The 25,278-nt window shown below is 56.4% G+C and carries 26 protein-coding genes and 2 pseudogenes; 16 read left to right on the top strand and 12 right to left on the bottom strand.

Going from position 1 to position 25,278, the window contains the following annotated elements; translation table 11 throughout:
- Window positions 1–6: 6 nt before the first annotated feature.
- From ASG68_RS32235 to ASG68_RS31850, 5 genes are all read left to right on the top strand, one after another.
- Window positions 7–225, top strand: coding sequence for a hypothetical protein (locus ASG68_RS32235; RefSeq protein ID WP_082477902.1), 219 nt, complete (start codon window positions 7–9; stop codon window positions 223–225).
- A complete protein-coding gene (locus ASG68_RS09070; RefSeq protein ID WP_082477904.1) occupies window positions 222–1,415 on the top strand; it encodes a YcaO-like family protein in 1,194 nt (397 codons plus the stop codon). Before ASG68_RS32235 ends, ASG68_RS09070 begins: the two co-directional genes overlap by 4 nt.
- Window positions 1,412–2,125, top strand: a complete 714-nt coding sequence (locus tag ASG68_RS09065) for a TfuA-like protein (RefSeq protein WP_062601793.1) — start codon at window positions 1,412–1,414, stop codon at window positions 2,123–2,125. The genes ASG68_RS09070 and ASG68_RS09065 overlap by 4 nt, the downstream gene beginning before the upstream one ends.
- Window positions 2,126–2,234: 109 nt before the next feature.
- The gene (locus ASG68_RS09060) at window positions 2,235–2,480 is read left to right on the top strand and encodes a hypothetical protein (RefSeq protein ID WP_062579465.1); all 246 of its coding nucleotides are present in this window, start codon (window positions 2,235–2,237) and stop codon (window positions 2,478–2,480) included.
- A 240-nt stretch (window positions 2,481–2,720) separates the two neighbouring features.
- Window positions 2,721–2,942: a response regulator gene (locus ASG68_RS31850; protein WP_156373614.1), complete on the top strand. Its 222-nt coding sequence runs from the start codon at window positions 2,721–2,723 to the stop codon at window positions 2,940–2,942.
- Window positions 2,943–3,116: 174 nt separating this feature from the next.
- Here ASG68_RS31850 and ASG68_RS31260 read toward each other — a convergent pair whose 3' ends face one another.
- Both ASG68_RS31260 and ASG68_RS09050 read right to left on the bottom strand, forming a co-directional pair.
- The gene (locus tag ASG68_RS31260) at window positions 3,117–3,308 is read right to left on the bottom strand and encodes a hypothetical protein (RefSeq protein WP_156373615.1); all 192 of its coding nucleotides are present in this window, start codon (window positions 3,306–3,308) and stop codon (window positions 3,117–3,119) included.
- 240 nt (window positions 3,309–3,548) lie between these two features.
- Window positions 3,549–4,241, bottom strand: a complete 693-nt coding sequence (locus ASG68_RS09050) for a DUF72 domain-containing protein (protein ID WP_062581267.1) — start codon at window positions 4,239–4,241, stop codon at window positions 3,549–3,551.
- A gap of 354 nt (window positions 4,242–4,595) precedes the next feature.
- Here ASG68_RS09050 and ASG68_RS09045 point away from each other — a divergent pair, with 354 nt between their 5' ends.
- From ASG68_RS09045 to ASG68_RS09035, 3 genes are all read left to right on the top strand, one after another.
- Window positions 4,596–4,958: a hypothetical protein gene (locus ASG68_RS09045; RefSeq protein WP_062581265.1), complete on the top strand. Its 363-nt coding sequence runs from the start codon at window positions 4,596–4,598 to the stop codon at window positions 4,956–4,958.
- Window positions 4,959–5,378: 420 nt separating this feature from the next.
- Window positions 5,379–6,263, top strand: a complete 885-nt coding sequence (locus ASG68_RS09040; RefSeq protein WP_062609525.1) for a Ku protein — start codon at window positions 5,379–5,381, stop codon at window positions 6,261–6,263.
- A gap of 3 nt (window positions 6,264–6,266) precedes the next feature.
- Window positions 6,267–7,085: a Ku protein gene (locus ASG68_RS09035; RefSeq protein ID WP_062581260.1), complete on the top strand. Its 819-nt coding sequence runs from the start codon at window positions 6,267–6,269 to the stop codon at window positions 7,083–7,085.
- Between the two features lie 64 nt (window positions 7,086–7,149).
- On the opposite strand, the pseudogene ASG68_RS30405 reads toward ASG68_RS09035, so the two are convergent.
- Window positions 7,150–8,685 (bottom strand): annotated as a pseudogene (locus tag ASG68_RS30405) (DNA polymerase ligase N-terminal domain-containing protein).
- A gap of 46 nt (window positions 8,686–8,731) precedes the next feature.
- Complete coding sequence (locus ASG68_RS09020) at window positions 8,732–9,025, bottom strand: hypothetical protein (RefSeq protein ID WP_062601795.1); 294 nt, start codon at window positions 9,023–9,025, stop codon at window positions 8,732–8,734.
- A 388-nt stretch (window positions 9,026–9,413) separates the two neighbouring features.
- Here ASG68_RS09020 and ASG68_RS09015 point away from each other — a divergent pair, with 388 nt between their 5' ends.
- Both ASG68_RS09015 and ASG68_RS09010 read left to right on the top strand, forming a co-directional pair.
- A complete protein-coding gene (locus tag ASG68_RS09015) occupies window positions 9,414–9,653 on the top strand; it encodes a DUF6894 family protein (RefSeq protein ID WP_062601797.1) in 240 nt (79 codons plus the stop codon).
- A gap of 127 nt (window positions 9,654–9,780) precedes the next feature.
- The gene (locus tag ASG68_RS09010; protein ID WP_062581250.1) at window positions 9,781–9,978 is read left to right on the top strand and encodes a hypothetical protein; all 198 of its coding nucleotides are present in this window, start codon (window positions 9,781–9,783) and stop codon (window positions 9,976–9,978) included.
- A 47-nt stretch (window positions 9,979–10,025) separates the two neighbouring features.
- On the opposite strand, the gene treY is transcribed toward ASG68_RS09010, so the two are convergent.
- A complete protein-coding gene (gene treY, locus ASG68_RS09005; protein WP_062581248.1) occupies window positions 10,026–12,497 on the bottom strand; it encodes a malto-oligosyltrehalose synthase in 2,472 nt (823 codons plus the stop codon).
- Window positions 12,498–12,642: 145 nt separating this feature from the next.
- On the opposite strand from treY, the gene treZ reads away from it, so the two are divergent.
- Window positions 12,643–14,412 (top strand): malto-oligosyltrehalose trehalohydrolase, encoded by a 1,770-nt coding sequence (gene treZ, locus ASG68_RS09000; RefSeq protein WP_062601799.1) that lies wholly within the window; start codon window positions 12,643–12,645, stop codon window positions 14,410–14,412.
- 10 nt (window positions 14,413–14,422) lie between these two features.
- Here the strand turns inward: treZ and otsB are convergent, their stop codons facing one another.
- The gene (otsB, locus tag ASG68_RS08995) at window positions 14,423–15,154 is read right to left on the bottom strand and encodes a trehalose-phosphatase (RefSeq protein ID WP_062581244.1); all 732 of its coding nucleotides are present in this window, start codon (window positions 15,152–15,154) and stop codon (window positions 14,423–14,425) included.
- 145 nt (window positions 15,155–15,299) lie between these two features.
- Between otsB and ASG68_RS08990 the strand changes: the two are divergent.
- Together ASG68_RS08990 and ASG68_RS08985 are read left to right on the top strand one after the other, a co-directional pair.
- Window positions 15,300–16,367, top strand: a pseudogene (locus ASG68_RS08990) (ROK family protein).
- 70 nt (window positions 16,368–16,437) lie between these two features.
- Window positions 16,438–16,686 (top strand): DUF982 domain-containing protein, encoded by a 249-nt coding sequence (locus tag ASG68_RS08985; RefSeq protein WP_062581241.1) that lies wholly within the window; start codon window positions 16,438–16,440, stop codon window positions 16,684–16,686.
- A 187-nt stretch (window positions 16,687–16,873) separates the two neighbouring features.
- On the opposite strand, the gene glgX is transcribed toward ASG68_RS08985, so the two are convergent.
- The gene (gene glgX, locus ASG68_RS08980; RefSeq protein WP_062601801.1) at window positions 16,874–18,952 is read right to left on the bottom strand and encodes a glycogen debranching protein GlgX; all 2,079 of its coding nucleotides are present in this window, start codon (window positions 18,950–18,952) and stop codon (window positions 16,874–16,876) included.
- A 105-nt stretch (window positions 18,953–19,057) separates the two neighbouring features.
- Window positions 19,058–19,246, bottom strand: coding sequence for a DUF2934 domain-containing protein (locus ASG68_RS08975; RefSeq protein WP_062581237.1), 189 nt, complete (start codon window positions 19,244–19,246; stop codon window positions 19,058–19,060).
- A 379-nt stretch (window positions 19,247–19,625) separates the two neighbouring features.
- On the opposite strand from ASG68_RS08975, the gene glgA reads away from it, so the two are divergent.
- From glgA to ASG68_RS08965, 3 genes are all read left to right on the top strand, one after another.
- Window positions 19,626–21,254 carry a glycogen synthase GlgA gene (gene glgA, locus ASG68_RS08970; RefSeq protein WP_244484161.1) on the top strand — a complete coding sequence of 543 codons (1,629 nt, stop codon included), beginning with the start codon at window positions 19,626–19,628 and terminating at the stop codon, window positions 21,252–21,254.
- A 357-nt stretch (window positions 21,255–21,611) separates the two neighbouring features.
- Complete coding sequence (locus ASG68_RS30395) at window positions 21,612–22,181, top strand: DNA-3-methyladenine glycosylase (protein ID WP_062581235.1); 570 nt, start codon at window positions 21,612–21,614, stop codon at window positions 22,179–22,181.
- A 353-nt stretch (window positions 22,182–22,534) separates the two neighbouring features.
- Window positions 22,535–22,798, top strand: coding sequence for a hypothetical protein (locus tag ASG68_RS08965; RefSeq protein ID WP_156373616.1), 264 nt, complete (start codon window positions 22,535–22,537; stop codon window positions 22,796–22,798).
- A 238-nt stretch (window positions 22,799–23,036) separates the two neighbouring features.
- Here the strand turns inward: ASG68_RS08965 and ASG68_RS08960 are convergent, their stop codons facing one another.
- From ASG68_RS08960 to ASG68_RS08945, 4 genes are all read right to left on the bottom strand, one after another.
- The gene (locus ASG68_RS08960; RefSeq protein ID WP_062581233.1) at window positions 23,037–23,225 is read right to left on the bottom strand and encodes a hypothetical protein; all 189 of its coding nucleotides are present in this window, start codon (window positions 23,223–23,225) and stop codon (window positions 23,037–23,039) included.
- 899 nt (window positions 23,226–24,124) lie between these two features.
- The gene (locus tag ASG68_RS08955) at window positions 24,125–24,334 is read right to left on the bottom strand and encodes a DUF2945 domain-containing protein (protein ID WP_062581231.1); all 210 of its coding nucleotides are present in this window, start codon (window positions 24,332–24,334) and stop codon (window positions 24,125–24,127) included.
- A gap of 41 nt (window positions 24,335–24,375) precedes the next feature.
- Window positions 24,376–24,678: a hypothetical protein gene (locus tag ASG68_RS08950; RefSeq protein WP_062581229.1), complete on the bottom strand. Its 303-nt coding sequence runs from the start codon at window positions 24,676–24,678 to the stop codon at window positions 24,376–24,378.
- Window positions 24,679–24,745: 67 nt separating this feature from the next.
- A complete protein-coding gene (locus tag ASG68_RS08945) occupies window positions 24,746–25,228 on the bottom strand; it encodes a pyridoxamine 5'-phosphate oxidase family protein (protein ID WP_274534205.1) in 483 nt (160 codons plus the stop codon).
- Window positions 25,229–25,278 lie beyond the last annotated feature (50 nt).

Genomic DNA, 25,278 nt, shown 5'->3' with positions numbered 1-25,278 from the left:
CGTGAATTGGCAAAGGTCGTTATAATTGGAATTCCAGGCGAATCAGGTTTGTGGATCGCCGATATTGATGCCGGTACGGTAACACCTCTGGAGGCTCCGGCAGAGGGTCCTCTTGCAGCAGCCAATCGACTGAGGGCCGGCGGTACCGTCGTGACCAAGGGAGTGGATCTGGCGGTTGCAATATCGTCGGCGGCGAAAGTGTCGTCCGGGCTTCTCGACCCCTGAGGCATCCATTCTTGGACCGCGTGTGCTCCTCCACCGAAACGTGGAACCGCATTTATCCCTATCTCGGGCATTTTGGCATTACGCGGGTTGCGCGCCACACCGGCCTCGATCGCATCGGTGTCCCGGTGTGGTGCGCCTATACGCCAAATTCCAGATCGATTGTTGTCGCCCAGGGAAAAGGTGTGACCGACGACGATGCACGAACCTCGGCCGCGATGGAAGCCCTGGAGCGCTCCGTTGCGGGAATGCCGGCAGTGCCGACCCGCATTACGGACATGCGGGCATTGTCGGCTGAACAGGTCATTGCCGAACCGATGCATGAACTTCTTGCGGTCGGCCAAACGCGACTGGGCGAGACCGAGCTTACTGCATGGGTTTTCGGGCACGAACTCATAACGGGGAGCGATGCCTATGTGCCGTATGATGCTGCCATTCTCGATCGAACCAAAGCGAATAACCGCTACTGGATGTCATCTGATGGTTTGGCATCGGGAAACACGCAGGATGAGGCCGTTCTACATGGCATTCTCGAACGGATCGAACGCGACGCATTCGTGCTGTGGCAGGTCACGTCTGCGAAGAGTCGTTACCGTTCATGCTTCGACCCAAAGACCCTGGAAAACGAAACAGTCGCCGATCTCGTCGATCGTATGCACTCCGCAAACCTCGAGTGCCGCCTGTTCGATATCACCAGCGATATCGGCATTCCGACAATGGTTTGTTTTCTCGGACCTGCTGATGTTCTCATAAGCAACCGGACACGCACGGTCGATGTGACCTATGGCTGCGGCACCCATCCTTCTCGTGTCAAGGCGGCCATACGGGCTCTCACCGAGGCAGCGCAATCGCGGATGACCTATATCAGCGGCGCCCGTGACGATATCCGCCGGTCGACCTATGACCGTGTTCTGCCAGAGGAAACGCGTCAGGCATTTGCCGTAGAACCCAACTCCCCGATATGCCAATCGGTCGAAGACCCAGATCTGGCCTCAGGAGTGAGCAGCCTTCTCGATCACGTTCTGGAATGCCTGAAGAAGGCGGGCATTCCGCGCGTAATTGCCGTCCCACTTCAGGCTGCCGACCTACCGTTCGTTGCCGCCAAGGTGTTTATCCCGGCGCTGGAAAATCCGGACGATACACGCGCGCGCCGTTTCGGTCCGCGCGCCTTGGCGAAGGCAATGATGTCGTGAAGGTATTTTTCGTCGGGCCGAGTTTGCCCCAGGCCCATGAATATGCAAGTCCGGATATCTCCATCCGCCCCCCCGCCACGCAAGGTGATCTTCTCGCCGCGGTGCATGAGGGGGCGACGGTCATCGGCCTTGTCGATGGTGGCTTCGAATACACCGCGCCGGTCTGGCACAAGGAGATCCTGTTCGCCCTATCACAAGGTGTCATAATGTTCGGAGCCGCGAGTATGGGGGCACTGCGGGCCGCGGAATGCGCGACCTACGGGATGATCGGTGTCGGAGCCATTTACCACGCCTATGCCAGCGGCGAACTGGTCGACGATGCCGATGTAGCGCTGCTGCATGCCCCGCCTGACCTGGGAAGCCGTGCCCTAACCGTGCCGATGGTCAATGTCCGCGCGACAGTGCACAAACTCGTCCGGACCGGTTCGTTGCAGGCATCCACGGGAGAAGAGATCATTCACTCTGCGGACCAGATCTTCTTCAAGCAACGGACCTGGAAGCGGGTTGCAGACGCCATACGACCCCGCGAGCAACGGGACAAACTGACCGTCTTGCTGACCCGCGAATATGTCGATCAAAAGCGTATCGATGCCATCGAGTTGATCGAGGCCATCAATCAATTCTCCCCACCAGAAGATATCATCCTGAAAGATTGGACGTTTCAGGAGACGACAACCTGGCAGGAAATCGCCGGCGTCTCTAAATTGTAGCCGCACCACGACTACCGCCGCAATATATGTCACGCTCAAGTCACGCCTGTCACGCCGAAAACTGCGCTAAGTTCCTATCCAAACAAACCAGCTTTGGAAGGGAGTCGCCATGTCGGACACACGGACCACAAATTTGATCGACCTTGCAGATGTCAGCGACATGCGAGACGAAGACATTGCCGCGCTCGCGCGCATGATCGCGTTTGCGAGGAATTCGGCTGAGGATCTCCAGTTGGAAAGCACGGTCTACTGCCTAACGATGGCGCTGCAGTCGCTTCATCAGCAGCTTCGCCATGAAGTCCACGATGAGGTAAACGCCCCGGAAAAGCACGAGCCCGCGCCATCCAGACATTGAGCCCACCTGGCTTGGCAAAAATGTCCAATACCGGCCACCTAAAGTTTGCAGATTTTCAATGAACAAGTCGCTCCATACTGAAAGTAGGTCGCACCGAGCATTCTGTGCCCAGATGGTGTGGTCACCTGTGTTTCGGCCCTTTATTTGCGTGACTTAGTCAAGTCTGTTTTGTCCGTGCCGAGGTCATGGTCCTTTTCGAGGTCACGGCCTCATGATGATGTTCGGGTCGGATGCCTCAACGTGTGGAGCGCTGTGCGATCGAGTTCGCCAGCAGCACTCTGGACGTACGAACTTGAAGATGCTGGTTTTGAGGTGCTCGAAGCCGCGAACGCCTTTGAGGCGCTCGTAATTCTGGATAACACAGACATTGATGCGGTCTTTACAGATGTCAACACACCTGGTTCCACCAATGGCTTCGCGCACGTCAAGCTCGAACGCGCCGTTCGCCGCGCACGAGAGTGATTGTGACATCTGACCATGTTCGGCTGGGCGCCTTTGACCTGGAAAGTGGCGTGTCGTTTATTCCGAAACCTTATAAGCATGATGCAATTGTCAGCATGCTGAAGCCATAACGCATCAATCCCAGACAGAGATAAGCTTGTGGCACTGGTTCCTTCTTCCTTCCACTCGCCAGCATTACAGACGCTGGAAAAACGGCGGGCCATTCCATAAACCCTGCGGCAAGCAACCGTGCAGTTGCGGCGGAAGATCGCCCGCGTCCTTGATCTGTGGATCAACCGGCGCAAGCCGTTTTTCAACAAGGCGTTGGCGCAACTGATCTTTCACCTTAGCCAGAACGGCGAAAAACTCAGAGTTGCCAACTCGCACGCGGCATGCTCAACGAGTATCACTATCATCTGGCCATCCTGAAGGCCTAACGTTGATCATTGAGCTGCGCCGTGATGCGCAGTCAGTCGTTATGAGAGAGCGGACATCCGCCACCAACACTATCCCCCCGAACTTCAGCAGTGTCGCCTCCCTTCCGCGTGCCGGCGCTGAAGACGGTCGGATAGCCACCGACTGCCCCATGCCGCTACGACATCAGCTTGCAAAAAAGAGAGGCGTGCTTCAGCGCATGTCGAGCATGGTAAGCGCGTTTTCGATGGCGGCGCCTGAGGCGGTGTTGTCGAAAACACACCAGCCATCCGCCGCTGGCAGTTCTGAAAACGACTTGATCTCGTCATGAGTGTAAGTTGAGTAGTACATTTTTGGCTTTCCATGCAGACGCACGTATTTCGGTGGCGTAGCGAAATCGTCCGCCGACCATACTGGCGCCGGATCGGCAAGAACCTGGTCGATCGCATAGTGCTTCAGCAGATCCAGTGCTTCGGCCGACGCCCAGCTCTTGTGCCGCACCTCAATAACGATTGGACTGTTGTCGGAATCGCGCATGGTCTTGAACGCGGTTTTGAGCACATCGGCATCGAAGGCTAACGACGGTGGCAGCTGGCAAAGGAGTGGGCCGCGTTTTTCTCCGAGTGGTGAAATATCTTCAAGAAAGGTCGTGAACGGCTCGGTGATGTCTTTCATCGCGCGCGTATGAGTGATTTCTTTTGGTATCTTCACCGCGAACCGAAAGCTTTCTGGTACAAGTTGCGCCCACCGCGCGAAGGTCGATGTCCTGTGGCGATGGTAAAAGGTCGAATTGATCTCGACGCCATCAAACACCGAGGCGTATCGGGTGAGGCCGCTTCCTTCCTGAGCAAACTGGCCGGCGACCTTTTTTGGGATGGACCAGGCGGCGGTGGCAATAATAGACAATCGTCTTCTCCTCAGCGCGCAGCACCCGTACGAAACGAAGCGGCCGATGGCAAAGTTCCGTTTCCTTACGGAGCAGGCTGCGATCAGCGAATAGAAATGTTCGGAGAACGCATTTAGTAAAACGTTATTAGTCACAGCCCGAAAACCGAACCGCTTCCGATACGCAGAAAGACCGCGACGATTGGCTCAGTGACGGCGAATAGATGACAGGCGCGTAACGCTCCTGCTTGAAGATGCTGTCGGAACAGCACACCAAGCCGACGTCTATGCCGACGCCTTGACAAAGGCTAAAGCGCCGAAGTGGCTCGACGAGCTCAAGCCGTCGCTCCGGGAGTGACGGGGAGCTCCCAAAGCATGTTCAAGCATGCAAGGCCAATCGGAAAGGAACTTTTGTGCGATGCGGTAATTATCAACGGTCAACCGCGAAAGGATGCGATCATGCCAGACTTGAAGCTCGGTAAACCGATCCCCACAGGCATTCCCGGCATGGAGCCGGTCAGTACGACGGCGGTCGAAAGTATCGTCGATACCATGGCTCATCCGTTCGAACGCACCATCGATTCGATGACGTCCACCTACCCAGGAAAGGCGGTGCTCGATCAGATGCTTCTCTTTCCCATGAAGCTTTGCCTGTCGATCACCCTTGCGTCGACCGCAATGCTTGTCAGCCCCTGGCTGATGGTGAAGCAGCCCGAGACAAACGCTATCCCCCAATAGCAGACGATATCTCGCACGTGTCGCAGTCGCCGCCCTGCGGGGCGGCGATCAGCCATTTGGCTATCCATCTTTCGCCGTCTCAACGGCATCTTCGCAAGGCTCATCCATCACTGCCGGCACAAACTTCTGCGAAGACGGTTCCGAGACTGGCGCCCGCATGTGAACGGCTGACCAGGCGACAAACCGTGCCGTCGCGCCAGAGCAATAGCCGACGATAAATGGGATCGTCGAAGGACTTCCGGAGTTTGATCACGTCAGCATAAGGCTCATACGAACTCTGTCGCTGACGTCGATACGAACGATACAATGGCCCTTCCAAACCGCGCTCAAGTGCCGGCCGTGGGACGTTGCCATAGGCACCGTTCGGGAACAAAGTTGGTCCTAGTTGAGTTTGATTGCCGGTCAACTGGAGAAACGAGGATGGCGGCACATCGGGCTCAATGGAAAGGTCATCTGAAAGTCGGTGAACTCAGTTGCGCGGTAGGGTTGTACACCGCGTCCTCCACGTCCGAGCGGATCAGCTTCCACATGATCAACGATAAAACCGGAAACCGGCTGAAGCGCGAGTTCATCGATAGCGAGACCGAAGAACCGGTGGAACGGGACCAACAGGTCAAGGGCTTCGAGACCGGCAATGGGGATTACATCATGATTGATCCTGAGGAAGTGGCGGCGGTTGTTCCAGAATCCGACAAATTGCTCGAAGCCGAAGCTTTCATCCCCTGCGGTAAGGTCGATGACGTCTATTTCGACAAACCTTACTACCTCGTCCCTGACGATGCCGATCAGGACGGCTTTGTGAGCATTCGGGATGCATTGAGCAAAACCAATGCGACCGCGATCGCGCGTACTGTCCTGTTCAGGCGGATGCGGACTGTCTTGATCCGGGCGCACGGCAAGGGCATCATCGCAACTACCTTGAACTTCGAATACGAAGTTCGACCTTCTAGCGAGGCGTTCGAGGACGTTGCAAAGATCAAGGTCGAGGCCGAGATGCTCGATCTCGCCAAGCACATCATCAATACGAAGATGGGGGAGTTCGATCCGGCCGAGTTCGATGATCGGTATGAGGACGCTCTTACAGCTTTGGTGAAGGCAAAAGCGGAGGGCAAGACGCTTCCGAAGCCGAAGCCCGTCAAGGTCTCCAAGCCCAATGACCTCCTAAAGGCTCTGCGGGAGAGCGCTGGCCTCGACAAATCGTCGGCGAAAAAGCCCAAGGCCGCAAATGCAAACACAGGAAAAAAGACCGCATCTTCGAAGTCCACCAAGACGCGGGCGAAAACCGCAGTTAAGAAAGCGAGCTGACTGATGGCACTGCGTCGCCCCTACTGGAAAGGCTATCTCAAGCTTTCGCTCGTCACCTGCCCTGTGGCGATGACGCCAGCTACGTCCGAATCCGAGAAGGTCCGTTTCCATACTCTCAACAAGGAAACGGGTAACCGGGTGGTCTCTCAATATGTGGACAGTGTCACCGGCAAAGCTGTCAAAGACGAGCATGAAGCAAAGGGCTACGAGCGCGGCGAGAATGACTACGTCATTTTGACGGACGAGGATTTGGAGTCCGTGGAACTGGAGACCGTAAGGACGATAGACATTGAGAAGTTTGTACCACGTGGAAGCATTGAATGGGTTTACTTGGAGACCCCGTTTTACCTCACGGCAAACGACAAGATCGGCGACGAGGCCTTCGCGGTGATCCGCCAGGCAATGGAAGCTGAGGATGTCGTCGGGATCTCCCGTGTCGTCCTGGGACGTCGCGAGAGGGCGATCCTCATTGAACCGCGTGGCTTAGGTCTCGTCGTTTGGACCCTCCGTTTCGTTGATGAAGTGCGGCCGGAGAGCGAGTATTTCACCGGCATCGACGAAAAATCGGATGCAAAGGCTGTCTCGGCTATTGAAGCGGTTATCAAAAAGCGCCTCAAGGACTGGTCAACTGAGATGGTGTCCGATCCGATCCAGGAGAGCTTGCTCAAGCTGATCGCCACCAAGAAGAGGACTAAGAAGTCGTCAACATCGAAGGCATCGGCTGAGAAGGCGGTTGGCGAAGAAAAGAGCAACATTGTGAACATCATGGACGCGTTGAAGAAGTCGGTTGCTAAGGAATTGAAATCGCGCAAAACGGGCTGAGTCCCGGTCGCACGTCGTCCACAGAGCTCTTTGTCGCTTTCCCCACCCATCGCTACCAGACCGCTCACACAGCCTTCCTTGCCCTTCCGAGTCGCTTGATCTCCTGCTCCAACGAGCGTTGCCCTCCGCAATAGTCCTGCCAGGCGGACGATTTCTCGAGGAGCGACGGAACGGTTCTGATCGTGAACCTCTTTGAATCGAGATGTGTCTTCACCTGTGTCCAAGTGAGCGGCATGGACACTGTCGCGCCTGGACGGGCACGTGGCGAAAGCGGTGCAACTGCGGTCGCCATGCGATCGTCATGCAGGTGCCATCTGCTGGCAGACGTCTCCGCAAAGCCTTTCGCCTCGTCCCAGGAAAGTGGCTTCTTCTCGCTGACGGATAGGGGGTGACGACATGCAGCCCCTTCCCACCCGTCGTCCCGCAAAAGCTGATGAGCCCAAGGTCATCGAGCCGATCTCGCATTTCCCGGGCCGCCTCTACAATCGCTGAAAAGGGCACGTCCGGACCAGGATCAAGATCGAACACAAGACGTCCAGGCACTTCTGGCTGGTCAAGTTCACAGTTCAATGGATGGTGTTCAATGCCGCCGATTTGGGAAATGGCAGCGAACCCTTCGATGCGATCAACTTGGAGATAGGGCTTCTTATCGCCGAAGATATTCACAAATTCCAGCAGATTTGATGTTCCCGGCATGGCGTGCCGCTGAAAAAATGCTCGCCTGCGATCCCGTCTGGGCATCGGATGATTGAGCAGGGCCGGCCTCTTCCGTGATCGACTCAGCCTGACCCAACCTCTTCATGATACTTCACCAGTTCTTCCTTCGTGACGGGCTCTCCGTCATTGGCGTCTGGCCAGAACAGTTTGTCAGGATTGGAAATCATCACGCCCATGACCTCGGCCTTCGCACCCTTCCTATGGACCACTTTCGTTGCGACAGGTCGTTCGGGTTGGGGTGTTTCGACCTCTTCCGGCGATATTGGTTTTTTGGCTTCAACCTCTCCAGCAGGCTTGTCTTCTCGCAGCCCCTTGAATGCGGCTTGACGCACCTGTCCCTCTGCCCCGCAGATCTTCGTTTCCAACGAAAAGGAGATCGAAGGCGAAGTTTACGAGATCGTCTGTTTTGTCCTCGGAGAGGACTGCCGGAAGCACGCGAAGTCTGGCGCTCCGTTTTCGTCTAGCGCGCAGATCTCGACGTCAATGATGCAGTCTGGAAGCTTGGTGGCCGATAAGGCAATAACTGGCCATTTCGACGTCCAATCCAGCCCCTTGCGGGTCTTGAGAGTCACCTCTCCATTTTCCGCCCGCATCTGGATGCAGTAGCCGTCGAACTTAATCTTGTGAATCCAGCCTGCACAGGATGGCGGACTGTCGACCGCCAGACGCCTGTCCTGTGGATCAAGCGATGGGCCGCTCGTCACTGCCCATGATTTGAAGACGTCGTCCAACTCAAGAAGCAAATCGTCATGAAGGCATGTCGCGTCATGCTTTTGAATCACAAATCGCTGCGGGTTGAGGATTTGACGGAAACCCTTCCGCTCGGTTGCTTAGTCTTCTTAAAGTCCCGTTTGGCACGATAGGTGGAGAGATTGTCGCCCATGTCGAGTAACTTTATGCCAACAGAAGGTCCGGGGCTGCGCTTTTGATCATTTCCCTGAGACACGGATAGCACCAGCATCGCCGAGGCTCCGCTGAACAGCAGGAATTTGGCTGGCTGCTATATCAGCGGAGACCTCGATCTCGCCCTCATGCGGCGCATCGCTGCGGGTGACATCGCCACGTGACGAGTGGGTTCCGCTGGTGTTCTGATCCGACGCCGACTGAATAAAAATGTCGGGACGCGAAATTCCGTGCTGCTGAACCAGATGTTCAACGGCGAGGTCAGCCGCTTCGCGTGTCTCGAAGGTGGCACGGATTGTGGTTGTGCTGTCGTCGGCCATTGCTTGTCTCCTTTGTTTCAAGGAGGCAAACGCCTATGTTGGCAAGTGGTTTCCTTTGGCAGGCAACATGATACCCGCAAACGGCAAACGCGGCGAGAACTGTCATGTGGGGTAAGGTCGTTTCCAACCGGCGCCATATGTGGAAACTGTTCCCGCGAAGAATACCGACAACATCATGGAACACGGTGCGGAAGTATGTAGTTCGTTCTCGAAAGTGCTATGTGCATCGAGCGGTAGTCATCTTGGAGACTATCAATCCGTCGACAAGCCCCCTCCTGCGGAAGTGAACCGATCCCTCTATCCACCGGGAGGTCGCCATGGTTATTAAGGGTTACAACGTCAAAGTCGAATGCAAGACGGATTTAATCGGGCGAACAGAGGAGGTACGATGCCGGTCTTTTATTTCAGGGCGCCGGAGGAAAAAACGGCACCCGGCCCAGAAGAGCAGCTTCAGTTTGATAACTTGGATCAAGCGGTGGAGCATGCGCGTTATGCGGTATGCGACCTGGCTTCGGATTTCCTTCCCATAAGCCCTTCGGACACGATCACCATCGAAATCCATAGTCAGGACGGCGTCGTTGAGGCAGAAGTTCGATTGACCCTCCACGTTTTGCGTCGCGCCATATAACATTGTCCTCATGGCCGCTAAGTAGGCGACACTTTCCCGTGGAGTGTTTTTCCGCCAGAGTGCCGGGGTCTTGCCGGCCGGTTTCTCCACTCCATATCAGAGTCAATCAAGTTCGGAGATTAAAGTCATGCAACCCGTGAAACCGCCACAAGAAGAGAACGAATATAAGAACCGATCAGCCGATTGCCGCGAGGCGCTTGAAGGTAAAATACAGCAACTGGTAGAAGAATCCGTGCGCGCCGGCTGGAGCCGCGCGGAGGTCGCCGCCGCACTTCGCGATATTGTTGAGGATACCGCTTCGGTGATCGAGGCTCACGAAGAGTAGTGGGTACCGTAAGGGACGGCGCGGCAGAGCATCGCTCGTAACTGGCCTCAGGCGCCGACGAGCAAGGCAACCGGCTGCACCAGAATATCGGAGACCAATAGATCGCCGGCCGCAAACTCAAGTCCACTCATCAGATCCTTCTTCCGGCCGCAGCTAGCTTCAGGCATGATGAGTCTTGTGTCTCCCCAGAAGCCTGGTGAGGCAACCAGCGTCTGAGGCTGCAGCTCGGAAAACATCAGCCGAGGTGTGAGCACAATGACAAAATCATTGTCCTTGACGCGTATGAAAGCGACGACATGCTCGGCCAGTGCGCCCTCGACTTTCAGCGGCCGATAGTCGCCCTCCAGAAACAGGCTTTGCCGCTGATGGCGAAGCCGGAGCCCGGTTGTGATGAGCTTCTGTTTCAAAGCCTGCGCGTCGGGTCGTTCACTGACCGCAAGCTTTCCGTAGTCCACCGGTCGCCGATTGTCGGGATCAACCAGCGAAAGATCGATACCCTCCGTTCCCTGATAAAAATCGGGAATGCCGGGAGCCGCGATCTTGATCAGCGTCTGGGCAAGGCTGTTAAGATAACCGCTGGCGATATAGGGCTGCGCCGTCGTGATGAAATCGTCGACGAAATCCCGATTTTCAGGAGAAAGCAGCGCCGCGACATAGCGCTCAACCGCCGCGTCGTAATCTTTATCCGCCTCGGCCCAATCGGTCCTCGTCTTCGCCTCGCGGACCGCCTTCAGCGCATAGGCCGAGAATCGCTCCTGCAGCTCACGAAGTTCTTCGGCATCAACCTCACCCGGCAGCACACCGAGAAGGGCCTGATAGAGCATCCATTCCGTGTTCGGGTCCGGCGCCGGGCCGCTGGAGAGCCGCTCGATCAAGGCTGCATTCATCTGCCGCCAGCGCGCGACGTGACCAGCCCATCGATCAGCGTCCTCGGTGATTGCATAGAGGCGTGCGCGCGCGTCCTCTCCCCGCTTTGTGTCATGTGTCGATGTTCCGGACAAGCCTAGTGGCTGCGTGCGTCGACGCTCCAGCATGGCAGAGTGAAACGCGCTCACACCGCCCGGTGGATGACCCGGTTCGCCACCAACCTCGTTAGCACCGATGAGACAGTTGTAGCGGTAAAAGAGTGTGTCCTCCATTGACTTCGCCATGACCGGGCCGGTCAGTTGCTGGAAACGTGTTCGAAACTCCGTAACTTTAGGTAGAGCGCTAGCGAGCAGGCCCACCACCGCATCGATAACCTCCGGTCTTTCTGCATGGTGTCTTGCTACGGCGGCGACATCGTCAAGAATGACGATATCCTGTTCGGAAAGACCATTTGCCGTTCCGTATGTCCGATAGACGGGAAACGCGATCAGGATTTCACGGATTGCAGCAGAAAGTTCCGAACGCTTGATGTCCGGCAAAAGCTCAGAGGATATCGCCGCGAGCCGCGACACCTCTCCGGCAAAGTTGCGCGTCACCATTCTCGTTTTCGCTTGTCGCAACTCTTCTTCGAACGAACCAAGCGAAGGCAAGACCTTACGGTAGTGCGCTTCCAGGTTCTGCAATCCCTTGGCCTCGATGAAGAGATTGCTCGCGGCCTCTATGAATTCGTACCCCGTTGTGCCGGCGATTGGCCATTCGGGTATAGGCACCTCGCGGGGGCCAAGGATTTTTTCGGCAACAATAAAAAGCTCTTCTCCGACTCGTTCACGGAGGCGCATCAGATAGCCGGCCGGGTCCGCAAGTCCGTCGATATGATCAAGGCGCAGGCCTTGCACAGCGCCATTTTTCACAAGGTCGAGAACAAGGCGGTGGCTATCCTCAAAAACCCTACGGTCTTCAACGCGGAGACCAACGAGCCCCGTGACCTCGAAGAAACGCCGGTAAGAAAGATGTTCGGCGGCATCTTTCCAGTGGATTAACTGCCAATGCTGCTTTTCGTGCAATCTTGCCATCTTTTCTCGAGATTGCGAAAAGGCAGACAGAGCGCCCGGGTTTCCCCCCGTTTCGTCGATAAGCCACCGGATACTCTCCACTGAAAGCGGATAGCGCGCCTCGTAATAGCACAATTCCCACGCGCATTGTCCTCCGCGCTCCAGCGTCAATTCGCCCTCTGCAACGGCCTCCTCGAAGGTTTTTCCGAGATGCGGCAATGTCAGCCGCTCGCTCCAGTCGACATCAAAATAATCGGCGTAGGCGCTTTCTCGTCCTCTCTCCATCACATCCCACCACCAGGCATTTTCCTGCGATGCCGCCATATGGTTTGGCACGATATCGAGGATCAGCCCGAGCTCAAGCGCCTCCAGAGCTTTCACAAAACGATTGAAGCCGTCGCGACCACCGAGAGAGGGATCGATTTCGTTCATATCAGTGACGTCATAGCCATGGGTGGAGCCGCAAGTCGCGGTGAAGATCGGCGAGGCGTAGAGGTGGCTGATACCAAGGCTCTTGATATGCGGAAGATTTTCGATGGCGCGATCGAAGGTCATGCCTTCGCGGAACTGGACGCGATACGTGGCGACAGGCGGGTTCATGAGACCTCTGCAATGCTGGAATGTTGCTCTGCGGCAAAAGCTTGATCACGACGAAAAGTTCCCGCGAAGCCGCCCTCTGGTAACAGGAACAATGTTTTCGAAAGGCAGTTCAAGCCTGAAGTAAGCAAACATTGCGAGGTAGCCTGTGCCACCCTCTACCTTCGGGCCTGTTGAACAGAACGATGAGGTCCTGTTCACGCTTTGGGCTCCTCTCCAACAAACGGTGTCGCTCCGCATAGATGGGGAAGAGGACCGGCCGATGCAGCGGCACGAAGAAGGCTGGCACGTTCTCCCGCTTAATACCCCCAAGAATGGCCTGCGTTACGGCTTTCTTCTGGAGGATGGCGTGACGGTTCCCGATCCCGCCTCTCGGTTCCAGCCCGATGGTCCGCATGGCCTGAGCGAGCTGATCGATCTCGGAGCCTGCGAGTGGCAAGCCCTCGACTGGAAGGGCAGACCTTGGGAAGAGAGCGTGATTTACGAGCTGCATATCGGCACCTTCACACCCAAAGGCACCTATGAAATGGCCGTCTCCCGGCTCGATCACCTTGCAGATCTCGGTGTCACCGCCTTGCAGCTTATGCCGCTCAACGAATTTTCTGGCAGCCGCGGCTGGGGCTATGACGGGGTTCTGCCTTACGCTCCCTTTCATGGCTATGGCCGCCCCGAAGACCTCCAGCATTTTATCGACGAGGCACACCAGCGCGGGCTGAACGTCTTCATCGATGTCGTCTATAACCATCTCGGCCCGGATGGAAACTACCTGCCGTCCTACGCCCCGATCTTCAGCGAAAGACATAAGTCCGCCTGGGGCCAGGGCATCAATCTGGATGGCGATGCAGCACGCCGCGTCAGGGATTACTTCATTGAAAACGCGCTCTACTGGCTTGAAGATTTCCGCTTCGACGGCATTCGTTTCGATGCTGTGCATGCGCTGAAAGACGACGGTAAACCACATTTCCTGACGGAGCTCGCAACCCGCGTCCGGGAAAGCTTTCCTGATCGGCACATCCATCTCATCGTTGAAAACGAGGAAAATGACAGCCAACTTTTGCAACGTGATGCAGACGGAAAGCCATCCCTCTTCACGGCACAATGGAATGACGACGTGCATCACGTCCTCCATGCGGCCGCAACCGGCGAAGATTTTGGTTATTATAAGGATTACGCCGGCGACTACGGAAAAATCCTTCGTGCCCTGGCCGAAGGTTTTGTATTCCAGGGCGAGAACATGCCCTATCGCGGCACGCCGCGTGGCCAACCGAGCGGGCATCTACCGCCAACGTCATTCATATCCTTCATCCAGAACCACGATCAGATCGGCAACCGCGCCAAGGGCGACCGCTTTACGGAAGCGACGACATCGGCTCAACGGCGGGCGCTTTCCGCCATCTACCTGCTACTTCCACAAATCCCGATGATTTTCATGGGAGAGGAATGGGATAGCCGCCAGCCCTTCCCCTACTTCTGCGATTTCGACGATGATCTGAACCGGATTGTGCGCGAAGGACGCCGCAAGGAACTCTCGCGTCTTCCCGGTTTCGTCGAGATATCGAAGGAGGAGATCGATCCAACCCGCCCCGAAACATCCCGCCACGCCCGACTTGATTGGGAAAACCTATCAAAGCCGGACAACGTCGCCCACCTGGCGCACTACAAGGCGCTGCTTGAGGTTCGGCGCAATTCCATTCTGCCGCGGCTTGCAGGTATCAAGACCGGCGGGCATGGCAGCGTTGCCGGCTCGGTCATCGAGGTCAGATGGCAGACTGCGGACGGACAACTTGCCCTGATCACCAATCTCTCTGATGCCGACGAACGGTTTCCCGGTAACTCACGAGGAACAGTGCTCTGGCAGGAAGGCGATATCTCAGAAGACACCTGCGGTCCATGGTCCGTACGCTGGACAACCGGCTGAAGCCCGGCCTTCAGGCCGCCATTGTCTTCAGCACACTGCGGACAAGAGCCGGTGACGAGAGACGGTTTCCGGCGCAACTCGGCGCCTCGATCGTACCGACGCGGATCGAGAGCCCGCCACGGGCATTTGCGACGGCAAACATGGCCTCGTCCGTCAGATCGTCTCCGATCGTGACGGGTAGCCGGCCCTTGAACGGTTCCGCCTGCAGGAAGCGCTGGACCGCATCTCCCTTACTCGCGCGGGCCGGACGTAACTCGTACACCATTTTGCCGAGCTGTAGGGCCCATTCGGGTCCGGCAAGCTCGGCGTAATAATGCATGCGCTCCTCCAGCACCTTTTCGTAATCCGGCGCCAGACGGTAGTGCGCGGCAACGGCCGCTCCCTTGTCCTCGATCAAAACCCCGGGATAGGCTTCCGCCTCCTTCACCAGAAGATGCTTCAGCGCCTGAAACGCATCAGTTTCCACAACGACCGAAATCCCACCAGCATCGCGAAACTCGGCCCCATGCAAGCCCGCAAGGGGAAAGGCATAGGGCTTGAACAGCCGGTCGGCGTAATCAAGCGAGCGCCCGGTCACCAGCGCCATGGCTCCACCCAACTTCCGGTGCAGCCGGTTGAGGTGGCCGGGCAATTCCATGGGAACCTCGATCGCATCCGGTGTCGGCGCGAGATTGAGGAGCGTCCCGTCGATGTCCAGAAACAAGGCCCACTCGACGGGTGACGCCAGCAAGGCCTCCAGCATTGGTACTGTCACATCGTCATCCTGCACGATCCATCCTCCGGCTCTGACTATCACGACAAGTAGCCCGCGCCGCGGTCCCGGCAAGGGAACATCTGGCAGGCAAAGACGTTGTGACTGCGGCTGAATTTACCCGAGGGGCTTCTCAATGGCACAAACACGCGCTGCGCAAAAACCGCAGGGACACACACCTCTCGGTCACGGCGCGGTCGAACTGCCATCCGTTCTGGTCGATGATTACAATAACGAGGCGCGCGAGCGCGGCCATTTCATCGGCGACAAGGCTAACAAGGGCGCCTTTCAGGCCAAGCTTCATGAGTGGCGCAAGGTGCTGCGGGACTACAACGACGACCCGCTCGGAAAAAATCTTGCCGAATCCGTGTCCAAAAAGAAGGTAGATGCCCTGCTTGAAGGCACGGACCCTGCAGGGGTGGCGTTGGCCATGGCCGCGATCGAGGATTTTTCCCGCGATTTCGCTGATGTCATCATCAAGTACATGGCGTTCCAACCCTGGACCAAGACCGAACGCATCGTTGTCGGCGGCGGTTTTCGGGAGGGCCGCGCCGGAGAGATCACGATCGTTCGCACAAAAATGCTCTTGCACGCCGATGGCGTGAATGTCGATCTTGTGCCGATCACCCACCATCCAGATGACGCCGGCCTGATCGGCTCGGTGCATCTTATGCCCTCCTGGATGCTGAAGGGGCATAACGCGATCCTCGCCGTCGATATCGGCGGAACCAATATGCGGGCCGGCATCGTGGAATTCGCTCGGGAAAAGAACCGCATCGTGGATGCTGCCGTTCGCCATTCCGATATCTGGCGACATGTGGACGATGAACCCAGCCGAAGTGCAGCCATCGAACGCCTCGCCGATATGCTCAACGACCTCATTTCCAAGGCTGACAAGCTCAAGCTCGCACCGCTGATCGGCATCGCCTGCCCCGGTATCATCAATCCAGATGGCGCAATCTAACGCGGCGCGCACAACCTGCCCGGCGGTAATTGGGAAAGCGACCACTTCAATTTGCCGACCGCCATAATCAAGGCCATTCCGACCATCCGGGATCACAAAACCTTTGTGATGATGCACAATGATGCCGTCGTTCAGGGGCTTTCGCAGCTTCCTTTCATGGAAGATGTATCCCGCTGGGGCGTCATGACGATCGGCACCGGCCTTGGCAATGCCCGCTTCACCAATCGGGAGCCCGCCTGATCTACTTGTTGCGGAACGAATGGTGCTGCTGTGGGTTTTGAACTGACATCAATCGACGAAAGGTTCGCATATGAGCCAGCACCTTTGGCCTACCCCTATTCAATTTGAAACCTCCGATGGTTACGCCTATTCTGTAAACGGTCCAAGAGAAGCCCTTGAAGCGCTGGTCTCGATCTTTCCAGACAAATTTGGCTCACGCTACGATGAAGCCGTGCAGGCGTGTAAAGCTGTGCTTGAGGGTCAGGCAGCAACCGACACCACTCGCAGCAAATTCCTGTCGTCGCTCAATGAGAACGGCCTTCGGGTTATTGACGCCTGATGTTCAACAGACTGAAGCTAGTGCTTCGCTAGCGGGCCGGTGGTACATCCATTCGATCGGTCGAAGGTCGGTCCTTATGACCTCCTATGCTACACCGTTTCACTGGAACGATTTAGAATCCAAGACCTGCGCCGGTCACCCTGATCATACGATAATCCGGGGTAGCTAACATCGAATCATTGCCAAGTCAGATGGCAAAGGCCATGACGCTTTCCGCCCGTACAGAAACGGCTCCTTGGATCTCTTCGGAATGGAAGGGGTGATCGGCACGCGTATCGAGAACCCTTTTCCATTTGTGCCCCTCATCCGACATTGGCAACGTGAACTCCGTTTCGCCGCCAGCATTGAAGATGACCAGCAACCGGTCACTTACGACAGGCGGATCGCTTTCCGTTGCGCGTGCGACAAAGCTCGCGCCGAGAATACGGTTTTCCGGCTCCTGCCAAGAAACCTCGTCCATTAAGGTTCCATCGGCTTTGTACCAGTCGATGTGGTTTGGTCCGTCCTCGTCGTTCGAAAACCGCTCCGGCCGGAGGCTTTGATGTTCCTTGCGCAAGCCGATCAGTTGGCTGCAAAGATCGAAGAAGTTTTCCTTATCGCCGTCCCAATCGATCCAGCTGATCTCGTTATCCTGGCAATAGGCATTGTTGTTGCCGTTCTGACTGTTGCCCATCTCGTCGCCGGACAGGATCATCGGCACGCCTTGGCTCAAGAGCAGCGTCGCCATCATGTTGAGACGGCGCTTCAACCGGGCGTCCTTGATATTTGCATCGTCCGTTTCGCCTTCGATACCCATGTTGTCCGATTGATTATCGGAATGGCCGTCACGGTTTTCCTCGCCATTGGCCTCATTGTGCTTGTCGCGGTAGGACACCGTATCGGCTAGCGTAAAGCCGTCATGGGCGCTGAGGAAATTGACCGATGCCGTTGCGCCTCGGTCGGAGTGGTTGAACTGGACTGCAGAGGCGCTCACCCGCTCGGCCAGCCTGGGCACCAGACCCTCGTCACCCTTCCAGAAACGCCTGACGTCGTCGCGATACTTGTCGTTCCACTCGCGAAACGGATAGGGAAAGCCGCCGACCTGATAACCGCCATCGCCCACATCCCAGGGCTCGGCGATCAGCTTGACGCCCGCCAGAACCGGGTCCTGCCGGATGGCATGGAAGAAGGCGCCGTCGCGGTCGAACTCGACATGGCGTGTTCGCCCCAGCGTGCTGGCGAGATCGAAACGGAAGCCATCTACATGCATGACGCCGACCCAATAACGAAGGCTGTCCAGCACCATCCGCATGACCATCGGGTGAGCAAGGTTCAGCGTGTTTCCGGTGCCCGTTGTGTCATAGGTATGGCGGGCATCGTCCGGCGAGAGGCGGTAGTAGCTCAGATTGTCGAGGCCGCGGAAACTCAGCGTCGGGCCGCGCTCCGAGCCCTCGGCTGTATGGTTGTAGACGACATCCATGATCACTTCGATGCCGGCGGCATGGAAGCGCTTCACCATGGTCTTGAACTCAATGATGCGCGATTTTGAGAGATAACGCGGCTGTGGCGCGAAGAAGCCGAGCGACTGGTAGCCCCAATAGTTCCGCAGCCCCTTTTCCGTCAGATAGCGGTCATCCGGGAAATAGTGGATCGGCAGCACCTCCACGGCCGAAACGCCCAGCTTGACGAGATGCTCCACGATCGGATCGCTGCACATGCCGAGAAAGGTCCCGCGCAACTCGTCGGGCACTTTCGGATGCAGCATGGTCAATCCACGGACATGGGCCTCGTAGATGATCGTCTCGGTCCAGGGCCGGCGAATGCTCTGGTCGCCATCCCAATCGAAATCGGTATCTTGCACCACACCCTTGACCATGAAGGGCGCACTGTCACGCTCATCGAAAGATAGATCCTCGTTGGCGTTGCCGATGCCGTACCCGTAGAGCGCATCGTCCCAGATCAGTTCACCGGCAATCTGCTTGGCGTAGGGATCAAGCAGGAGTTTGTTCGGATTGAAGCGATGCCCTTGGTCGGGATCATACGGCCCATGGGCGCGATAGCCGTAAACCGTGCCGGGCTTGAGGCCGGCAATATAGCCAGACCAGATATCGCCCTCGCGCCTGGGAAGCGGCATCCGCGCGATTTCTTGCTTGCCATCTTCGGAAAAGAGGCAGAGGTCCATCTGTTCTGCATGGGCGGAGAAGACGGAAAAATAAATGCCGTCCCCAGTATATTCGGCACCAAGTTCAGGTTTCAGATAGTCGAGCTGGGAAAAGGCTAGGTCCATGTTCCACCGTCGGGTTCAGGAGTGCAAAAAGGGATGTGGACGCCCGGTGGCCGGACGGCGAAGGATGCGAACGCGCGTCATTTCTGTCTGCGCGAAAAGATCGATTTAGTCGGAAGTCGGTTTCTCGACGCGCACCTTGTCGGTTTTGGTCTGTTCGTCTGACGGAGGCGCAAACTGCCTCAACTCCTCTTCGGCCTGCCGCCAGTGCTCGTCATGCCGCCCGTCGGGACGATTGGCCCCCTCCCACAGTGCATAGGCCCGCTCTTGCAGCCACTTGTTCCAGTCATTTCCCATAGGATACTCCTTATTTTTGCGGTCCCCATGAACCGAGATGAGCCGAGAAGGTTCCTTGGACCGCTCTGAATCGAGACGCTTTTTTTTGCAGCATCTCGATTAAAGGCGACTGGATCAAAATGTGATCCTCAGGTGCCACTGCACCTGCCATCGACTAAGACGAACAGGCTCCTGCGACTGGATTTTGACTAAAGGTCATCGCGCGCGTGCGCTGCGATGCCACAGCTGAGGCTCTCGATGTCTGGCAGCGTCGGCCACGGGCATGAATCGATTTGGGAGTTGGAACATTCAATGGGCGACATGGTTGTCACCTGCGGCAAAATCGTCGGCGGCAATTCAATGTCAACTTTGCTGCGTCGCCTTAATCTGGGTTACCTTCATGAAAACAACCGATCAATTTCCGTTGACCGCGCATGTTTTCGACCCCTTGACGCCTCGAGCGTCGACGAGAATGAATACCAGCGCCGACGATCCCGCATTACACGCTCGCCTCACCCAGCCACAAGAGATCAAGGATACTACAGCCGGACTACAGTTACGAAGCTCCGTCGGCCAACAGCTTGCTATTCTGTCTGTCTCATCGGAGGTGTTCCCCCTCATCAAAACGGGCGGACTGGCAGACGTCACAGGGGCATTGCCCAAAGCGCTCAAGGGACATGGCGTCTCCACAATAACCTTGCTTCCTGGCTATCGAGGAGTCCGTGAAAAGCTCCAAAGGGTGCAACAGGCTGCAACGCTGTTTATACTCGGTGAACATGCGACTTTAGTTCGGGGTGAATTCGATGGCGACAGCTTTCTCCTTTTGGAATGCCCGGCGCTCTATGAGCGCGACGGTGGGCCTTACGTTGACGTCCATGGCGAAGATTACCGCGATAACTGGAAGCGGTTTGCGGTGCTATCCAAAGCTGCGGCTGAAGTGGCGGCGGGGATCCTCCAAGACTGGAAGCCGGATATTGTTCACATCCATGACTGGCAAACTGCGCTGACCGCCGCCTACTTGAATGACATGGGTCTGCGAACGCCTACGGTGCTGACCATCCACAACCTCGCTTTTCAAGGACAGTTTGCCGCCCAAATCTTTCCGGCGCTCGGCCTTTCCCCACGCTACTTTGATCGACGATTTATGGAGTATTACGGAGATATCAGCTTCTTGAAGGCAGGCATCGCACTGAGCGAGGTTATCACAACCGTCAGCCCGACCTACGCGCGAGAAATTTTAACGCCTGAGCTCGGCATGGGTATGGACGGCTTACTGTCGACCCGGCGGAACAATCTTCGTGGCATCGTCAACGGCATCGATCAGGAGCTCTGGAACCCAGCGACTGACCCTTACATCCCTGCACAGTATGACGTCACGTCAGTCGAAAAACGCCGCTCAAACCGGTCCGCGGTTGGACAACGGTTCGGGCTTATCGAGAACGGTGGGCCAATTCTATCCGTTGTCAGTCGTTTGACGTGGCAGAAGGGCATCGACCTCCTGCAACCCGTCATACCCGGCATTGTTGACCGTGGTGCCAAATTGATCGTTTATGGCCAGGGCGAGGGCGCGATGATCGCCCCTCTTGTCGATTTCGCAAGGCAGTACGCGGGCCGGGTCGTCGTTCATGTCGGGTTCAACGAACCAGACGCGCACCTGCTTCACAGCGGCAGCGACATCGTCCTGCAGCCGTCGCGGTTCGAGCCATGTGGGTTGACGCAGCTTTATGCCTTGCGCTATGGCGCCATCCCGATTGTTGCTCGAACAGGTGGGCTTGCTGAAACCATTATCGACGCAAATGAAGCAGCGATGGAAGCGAAGGTCGCAACCGGCTTCCAGTTTCAACCCGGGTCCGTCGAAGATTTTTATCACGCCATCGACCGCGCTCTGAGTGCATTCGAACATCAGCCTTTCTGGAGGCAGCTTCAGGCCCAGGCCATGAAGGCAAACTTCAGCTGGAATCGAAGCGCACGGCAGTATTCAACGCTTTATCGGTCGCTTATTGCAAGCCGAAATCGAGGGACTGGGTAATGCCGTTCTCTCGGATCGCGCTTGGGCGCAATCCGGGACGCGGCATTTTTATTTGAACCGACACGATCCGTCGCACGCCATAAGCATCCAGGCGACAGGTGAAATCTCGGCCATCCCAACGGCAACAAGAAGGGATGATTGTAGCAGAGGAGCAACGCGATGCCAAGAAAGCCGACCAAACGATCTCGTTCGCTCGACGATATCGCAAACGAGCAGAGCGCGGTCTATCTTCGCCGTTCTTCCATCCACTTTCTCGAATGTGCGATCCATCTCTGCGTTACACACATGCCGGTTGAGGAGGTTGCGGCCTTACTTGAAGCGCAAGCGCATATTCTAAGAGAACACGGTTAGAAACCGATGACGCCCGTACACTCTGACGGGAGCCCGACAACGGCGCTCTTCGATCGCCCGGCTGAATGTGTTGCTCCCGATCTTGTCGGGTGGAGCCTTCTTATCGATGGAGTGGGCGGTGTCATTGTCGAGACGGAAGCTTATAGCGTTGCGGATCCTGCCTCACACAGTTTTCGTGGACGGACAGCGCGAAACGGCTCGATGTTTGAAAAGCCAGGGAGCATCTATGTCTATCGCTCATATGGGCTCCACTGGTGTTTGAACTTTGTTTGCCAGCCGGGAAGCGCCGTTCTGATCCGTGCCTTGTGCCCAAAAAAGGGGATTGACGTCATGCAGCAGCGACGTGGCAAAGTGAGCTTGCATAAACTTTGCAGTGGCCCCGGACGATTATGCGAGGCACTCGCTGTCGACGGACGTTACGATGGCATGTCTCTGAGCGAGGCAAGTTTTGAACTTCTTTATCCCGAAAGTGCACCTGAGCTTGTGGTGGGCAAGCGGATTGGCATTTCAAAAGCGACTGACACCTTGTGGCGTTTCGGCGAACGACATTCCCTCTTCCTCAGTCGGAAGTTCTGATGCCCTTATGGTCTCGGTCGGGAACGCGGCGGCGCGATTTTTGCCGATCAGACGCGCCCCCTGCAGTTTCTCGGTGCTCCGTCTGGCCGTTACATCTGACCGCTTTGCCTTTCATTAGTAGCCCTCTCCTTCACACAATAAGATGCCCCGTCAAAGTAAAGCTATAGGACTGAAGGGGCGTGCGAAATTAATGGTTGGTCTATTCTTTCGTCATGGAACATTCTTCGGCTCACCCCAGTTAACGACGTCAAACGGTTGGCATCTGGGCGTTTATTTGTCCCTACGTTGTTTCGTCCAACCGAAAAGTCGGTGACTGCTCTCTGAACAATCATCCATAGCTAACGGAAAAGATCATGCCACCAATGCAATCAATTGCCCGACCGGTCGGCGATGTAAGTGTCAAGCGCGCAGCCGAAGCCCTTAAGCAGTCCTTCGACGATCTTGTCTCGATGGCCAACATCAGCGTCGAGGCTGCAGCCGGCCCTGATATACCGGAGGCATTCATAGCGCTTGCCCACAGAGCTGAGAGCGTCGGCTGGCCACTTGACATCGCTGAGGAGGCGATTCACCATCTAGCGCAGGAGTATCTCGGCGCGCGAGGAACATTTAGTGATTAATGTTGACGTGGATGAATGCCGCTTGAGAGGGTGGAGTGCTTCGAATTTGACCGGAGAAGTGGACTAGTGATTTAGCCCTGATGAACTTGCCGGGGAAGGAAACTTCACTGCGGAATTTGACGGATTTTGCAGATGCCATCGAGGAGCCGCCCGGCTTCTCCGCTTCATCGACAATTACGAGGCCTCAGATGGTGGGTCTTGTCAGACCGACGTGTGTTCCCCCAGCAAAACAGGTAGGCTAAGCACGACCTTGTTGCGCTTGCATCATCATGACCGATAAATTCGGCTTGGACACATCTTGCGGATTGTCGGCCTTCAAAGCTTCCAAAATCGCCAAATATGCCGGGCTTCCGCCTTGGGTAAACTGCGTTTTTGAGGCTTTCGGACTGTCGATGGCACTACGAGAAAGGTCTTGATCGTCCGGCATGGGTGCTCTCCAGTTATTCAGTTTCGCAGCAAACGCGCAGCAGACTGATCAGTTCCCAGACAGCGCAAAGACAAAAATTCCAGTGTACAATTTTTTGAGTACACTTGGGTGAATCGCGCGATAGTCAGACAAGCGGTGTCAATGAGGAAATGATCGCTCGGAAAAGCTTGACCCGTGCCAACTGCCGAGCCACGTGCGAGTCTAAGGCACTCATGTTGAATGGTGAACGAATTATTGCGGAAGAGTGTCAGATCGGGTGGGGTCGATCGGGGACATTCGCCATGACGGCTGGATACCCTACCGCGCGGCCAAGGCAGCGCAAATTGCCAAAACTTTGCTAGGGATCGCCCGGACTTCCACGCAAGCAATTGAGGTAACTCTTCATCCCAGGACGGTGGCGGCGCGATCGTCATAGCTGTTGTCCCGAGGCCTTCGAAAGGGTGGCTTTGAAAGGGTCATTGAGCAGTTTGACGCGACGCAGTCCGGTGGTTTTAGGCCTATAGAGGAGAGCCATCCAGTGGTAACTGACTTGCGGGTCCGCCTGGCCCGTCTGCCTGCCCTAGGCCCGCCGATGACGTCGCGAACCAAGAGCAAAGGATACTCAGTAACACCGAACGGCCGATACTTTGTTGTTCGCAGCCGGCTCTGGTGTAGGAGCAATCTGGCGCTGGATGGAGAGGGCAGGAAGCGTTTGGGCAAGGATCTCCTGACGCGCGGCGAACGGTTCAAGCGGCAAAAGTTGAGGCATGGATGTGTGAAGATACACGAACCCCCGTGGCAGCTTGAAAAGCACTTCGACTTCGGCATGCATTCTGACTGAGGTGCTCGGCGACGCTCAGGCCAAGTGGCTTCTTTGACAAGCAACCTGACGAATTCAATCGGGAGCAACAACCAAGCTCCTACGCCTTATGTAGAGCGCCGGGCTTGTGAGCGGCCCGCTTGCCTGTCTTTGCGCTTGCGACGATGTACTGCGGATCCGACTTCGAAGCCTTGACCTCATGGCCCTTGATCTTTGTCGAGGTGGTCTGTTTTTTGACGACCTTACCTTGGGTCTTGCCCTGGCTGGTTTGCCATTCGACCTTGTCGCCCTTGCTGAGCGTCTTTGCCATGCTGATATCTCCTAAAACTGTTTGGCACCAAGCCGACTAGGTTATTTCAGTTTGCTGTACGCCCAGTCACGACCCTCGTCCCCGCCCCAGAGAAGCCAGGCGATGTAGCCGGCGGACGGATTGTCGTCGTCGCCGAAATTCTTGGCACGCTTGTCCACCTTATGCCGCTTAAAGTAGCTCTTCATCCGTTTGACCGTGTCGACGCTGAGCTCGCGCTGGTTCTTGAGATCGCGAGCCCTCGCCACGCCGATCTCCGTGCCGCCACGATTGAATTTCTCGCGCAGCTCCAACCCTTTTGCCGCCTGCTTGGCAACCGCTGCTGTTGGCTTGAACGTTTCCGTCATCGCTGGCCCTCATCGAATAAGTCAGGATCTGAGAGAACTGGCGGGCATGGTCTGCCCGCCATTGCAATCACATCTCAACCTTGGCGTTGTCGCCCAGATCGGGTCGCGTGTTGGTAACTGCCGCCGCCGCCATCTTGATGTAGCTGATCACGGTGCCGGGGCTGTCCCAGTATTCGGCCGAGCTTGGGGTGACCTTCAGGATGCGGATCGACGGATCGTCGGCGCTGTCCCACCAAGCCTTTGCAGGTGTCGACCAAAGGTCGCGGATCTTCTCGCGATCGTTTTGCACCTCGGCGACCCCGGAGATGGACACATATTTTTGTCCCTTCGAGTCGGCAAACGCCAGACAGACATTCGGGTGCAGTGCCACCTCGTCATCCTTATGGCTGTCCACATCCGTTAAGAAATAGAAGGCATTCTCGATCCGCTCCCCATGAGAGGACATTGGCCTTGCCTTCAGATCCGAACCGGATTGGGTGGTAAGCATGCAGAACCCGATTTTTTCAGCGAGCTCCCAGACTTTTTCGTTTTCATCTTCGATATACGCCACACGTTTTCTCCTTTATCGTTTTGAGAAAACGGTCAATAAAGCAGGAAGTT

The sequence above is a fragment of the Rhizobium sp. Leaf453 genome (genome assembly GCF_001425605.1).
Taxonomy (GTDB): domain Bacteria; phylum Pseudomonadota; class Alphaproteobacteria; order Rhizobiales; family Rhizobiaceae; genus Pararhizobium.
This window is presented reverse-complemented; position numbering and strand designations above follow the sequence as displayed.

Coding starts and splice junctions, on each gene's coding strand:
- ASG68_RS09010 (WP_062581250.1), top strand. CDS start 9,781: ATGCAACCCGTGAAACCGCCACAAGAAGAGAACGAATATAAGAACCGA.
- treY (WP_062581248.1), bottom strand. CDS start 12,497: ATGAACCCGCCTGTCGCCACGTATCGCGTCCAGTTCCGCGAAGGCATG.
- glgX (WP_062601801.1), bottom strand. CDS start 18,952: ATGGACCTAGCCTTTTCCCAGCTCGACTATCTGAAACCTGAACTTGGT.
- ASG68_RS08960 (WP_062581233.1), bottom strand. CDS start 23,225: ATGCCGGACGATCAAGACCTTTCTCGTAGTGCCATCGACAGTCCGAAA.
- ASG68_RS08975 (WP_062581237.1), bottom strand. CDS start 19,246: ATGGGAAATGACTGGAACAAGTGGCTGCAAGAGCGGGCCTATGCACTG.
- ASG68_RS08955 (WP_062581231.1), bottom strand. CDS start 24,334: ATGGCAAAGACGCTCAGCAAGGGCGACAAGGTCGAATGGCAAACCAGC.
- ASG68_RS09015 (WP_062601797.1), top strand. CDS start 9,414: ATGCCGGTCTTTTATTTCAGGGCGCCGGAGGAAAAAACGGCACCCGGC.
- ASG68_RS30395 (WP_062581235.1), top strand. CDS start 21,612: ATGACGCCCGTACACTCTGACGGGAGCCCGACAACGGCGCTCTTCGAT.
- otsB (WP_062581244.1), bottom strand. CDS start 15,154: ATGCTGGAGGCCTTGCTGGCGTCACCCGTCGAGTGGGCCTTGTTTCTG.
- ASG68_RS09035 (WP_062581260.1), top strand. CDS start 6,267: ATGGCACTGCGTCGCCCCTACTGGAAAGGCTATCTCAAGCTTTCGCTC.
- ASG68_RS09060 (WP_062579465.1), top strand. CDS start 2,235: ATGTCGGACACACGGACCACAAATTTGATCGACCTTGCAGATGTCAGC.
- ASG68_RS08950 (WP_062581229.1), bottom strand. CDS start 24,678: ATGACGGAAACGTTCAAGCCAACAGCAGCGGTTGCCAAGCAGGCGGCA.
- glgA (WP_244484161.1), top strand. CDS start 19,626: ATGAAAACAACCGATCAATTTCCGTTGACCGCGCATGTTTTCGACCCC.
- ASG68_RS09040 (WP_062609525.1), top strand. CDS start 5,379: ATGGCGGCACATCGGGCTCAATGGAAAGGTCATCTGAAAGTCGGTGAA.
- ASG68_RS09020 (WP_062601795.1), bottom strand. CDS start 9,025: ATGGCCGACGACAGCACAACCACAATCCGTGCCACCTTCGAGACACGC.
- ASG68_RS09045 (WP_062581265.1), top strand. CDS start 4,596: ATGTTCAAGCATGCAAGGCCAATCGGAAAGGAACTTTTGTGCGATGCG.
- ASG68_RS08965 (WP_156373616.1), top strand. CDS start 22,535: ATGCCACCAATGCAATCAATTGCCCGACCGGTCGGCGATGTAAGTGTC.
- ASG68_RS08985 (WP_062581241.1), top strand. CDS start 16,438: ATGAGCCAGCACCTTTGGCCTACCCCTATTCAATTTGAAACCTCCGAT.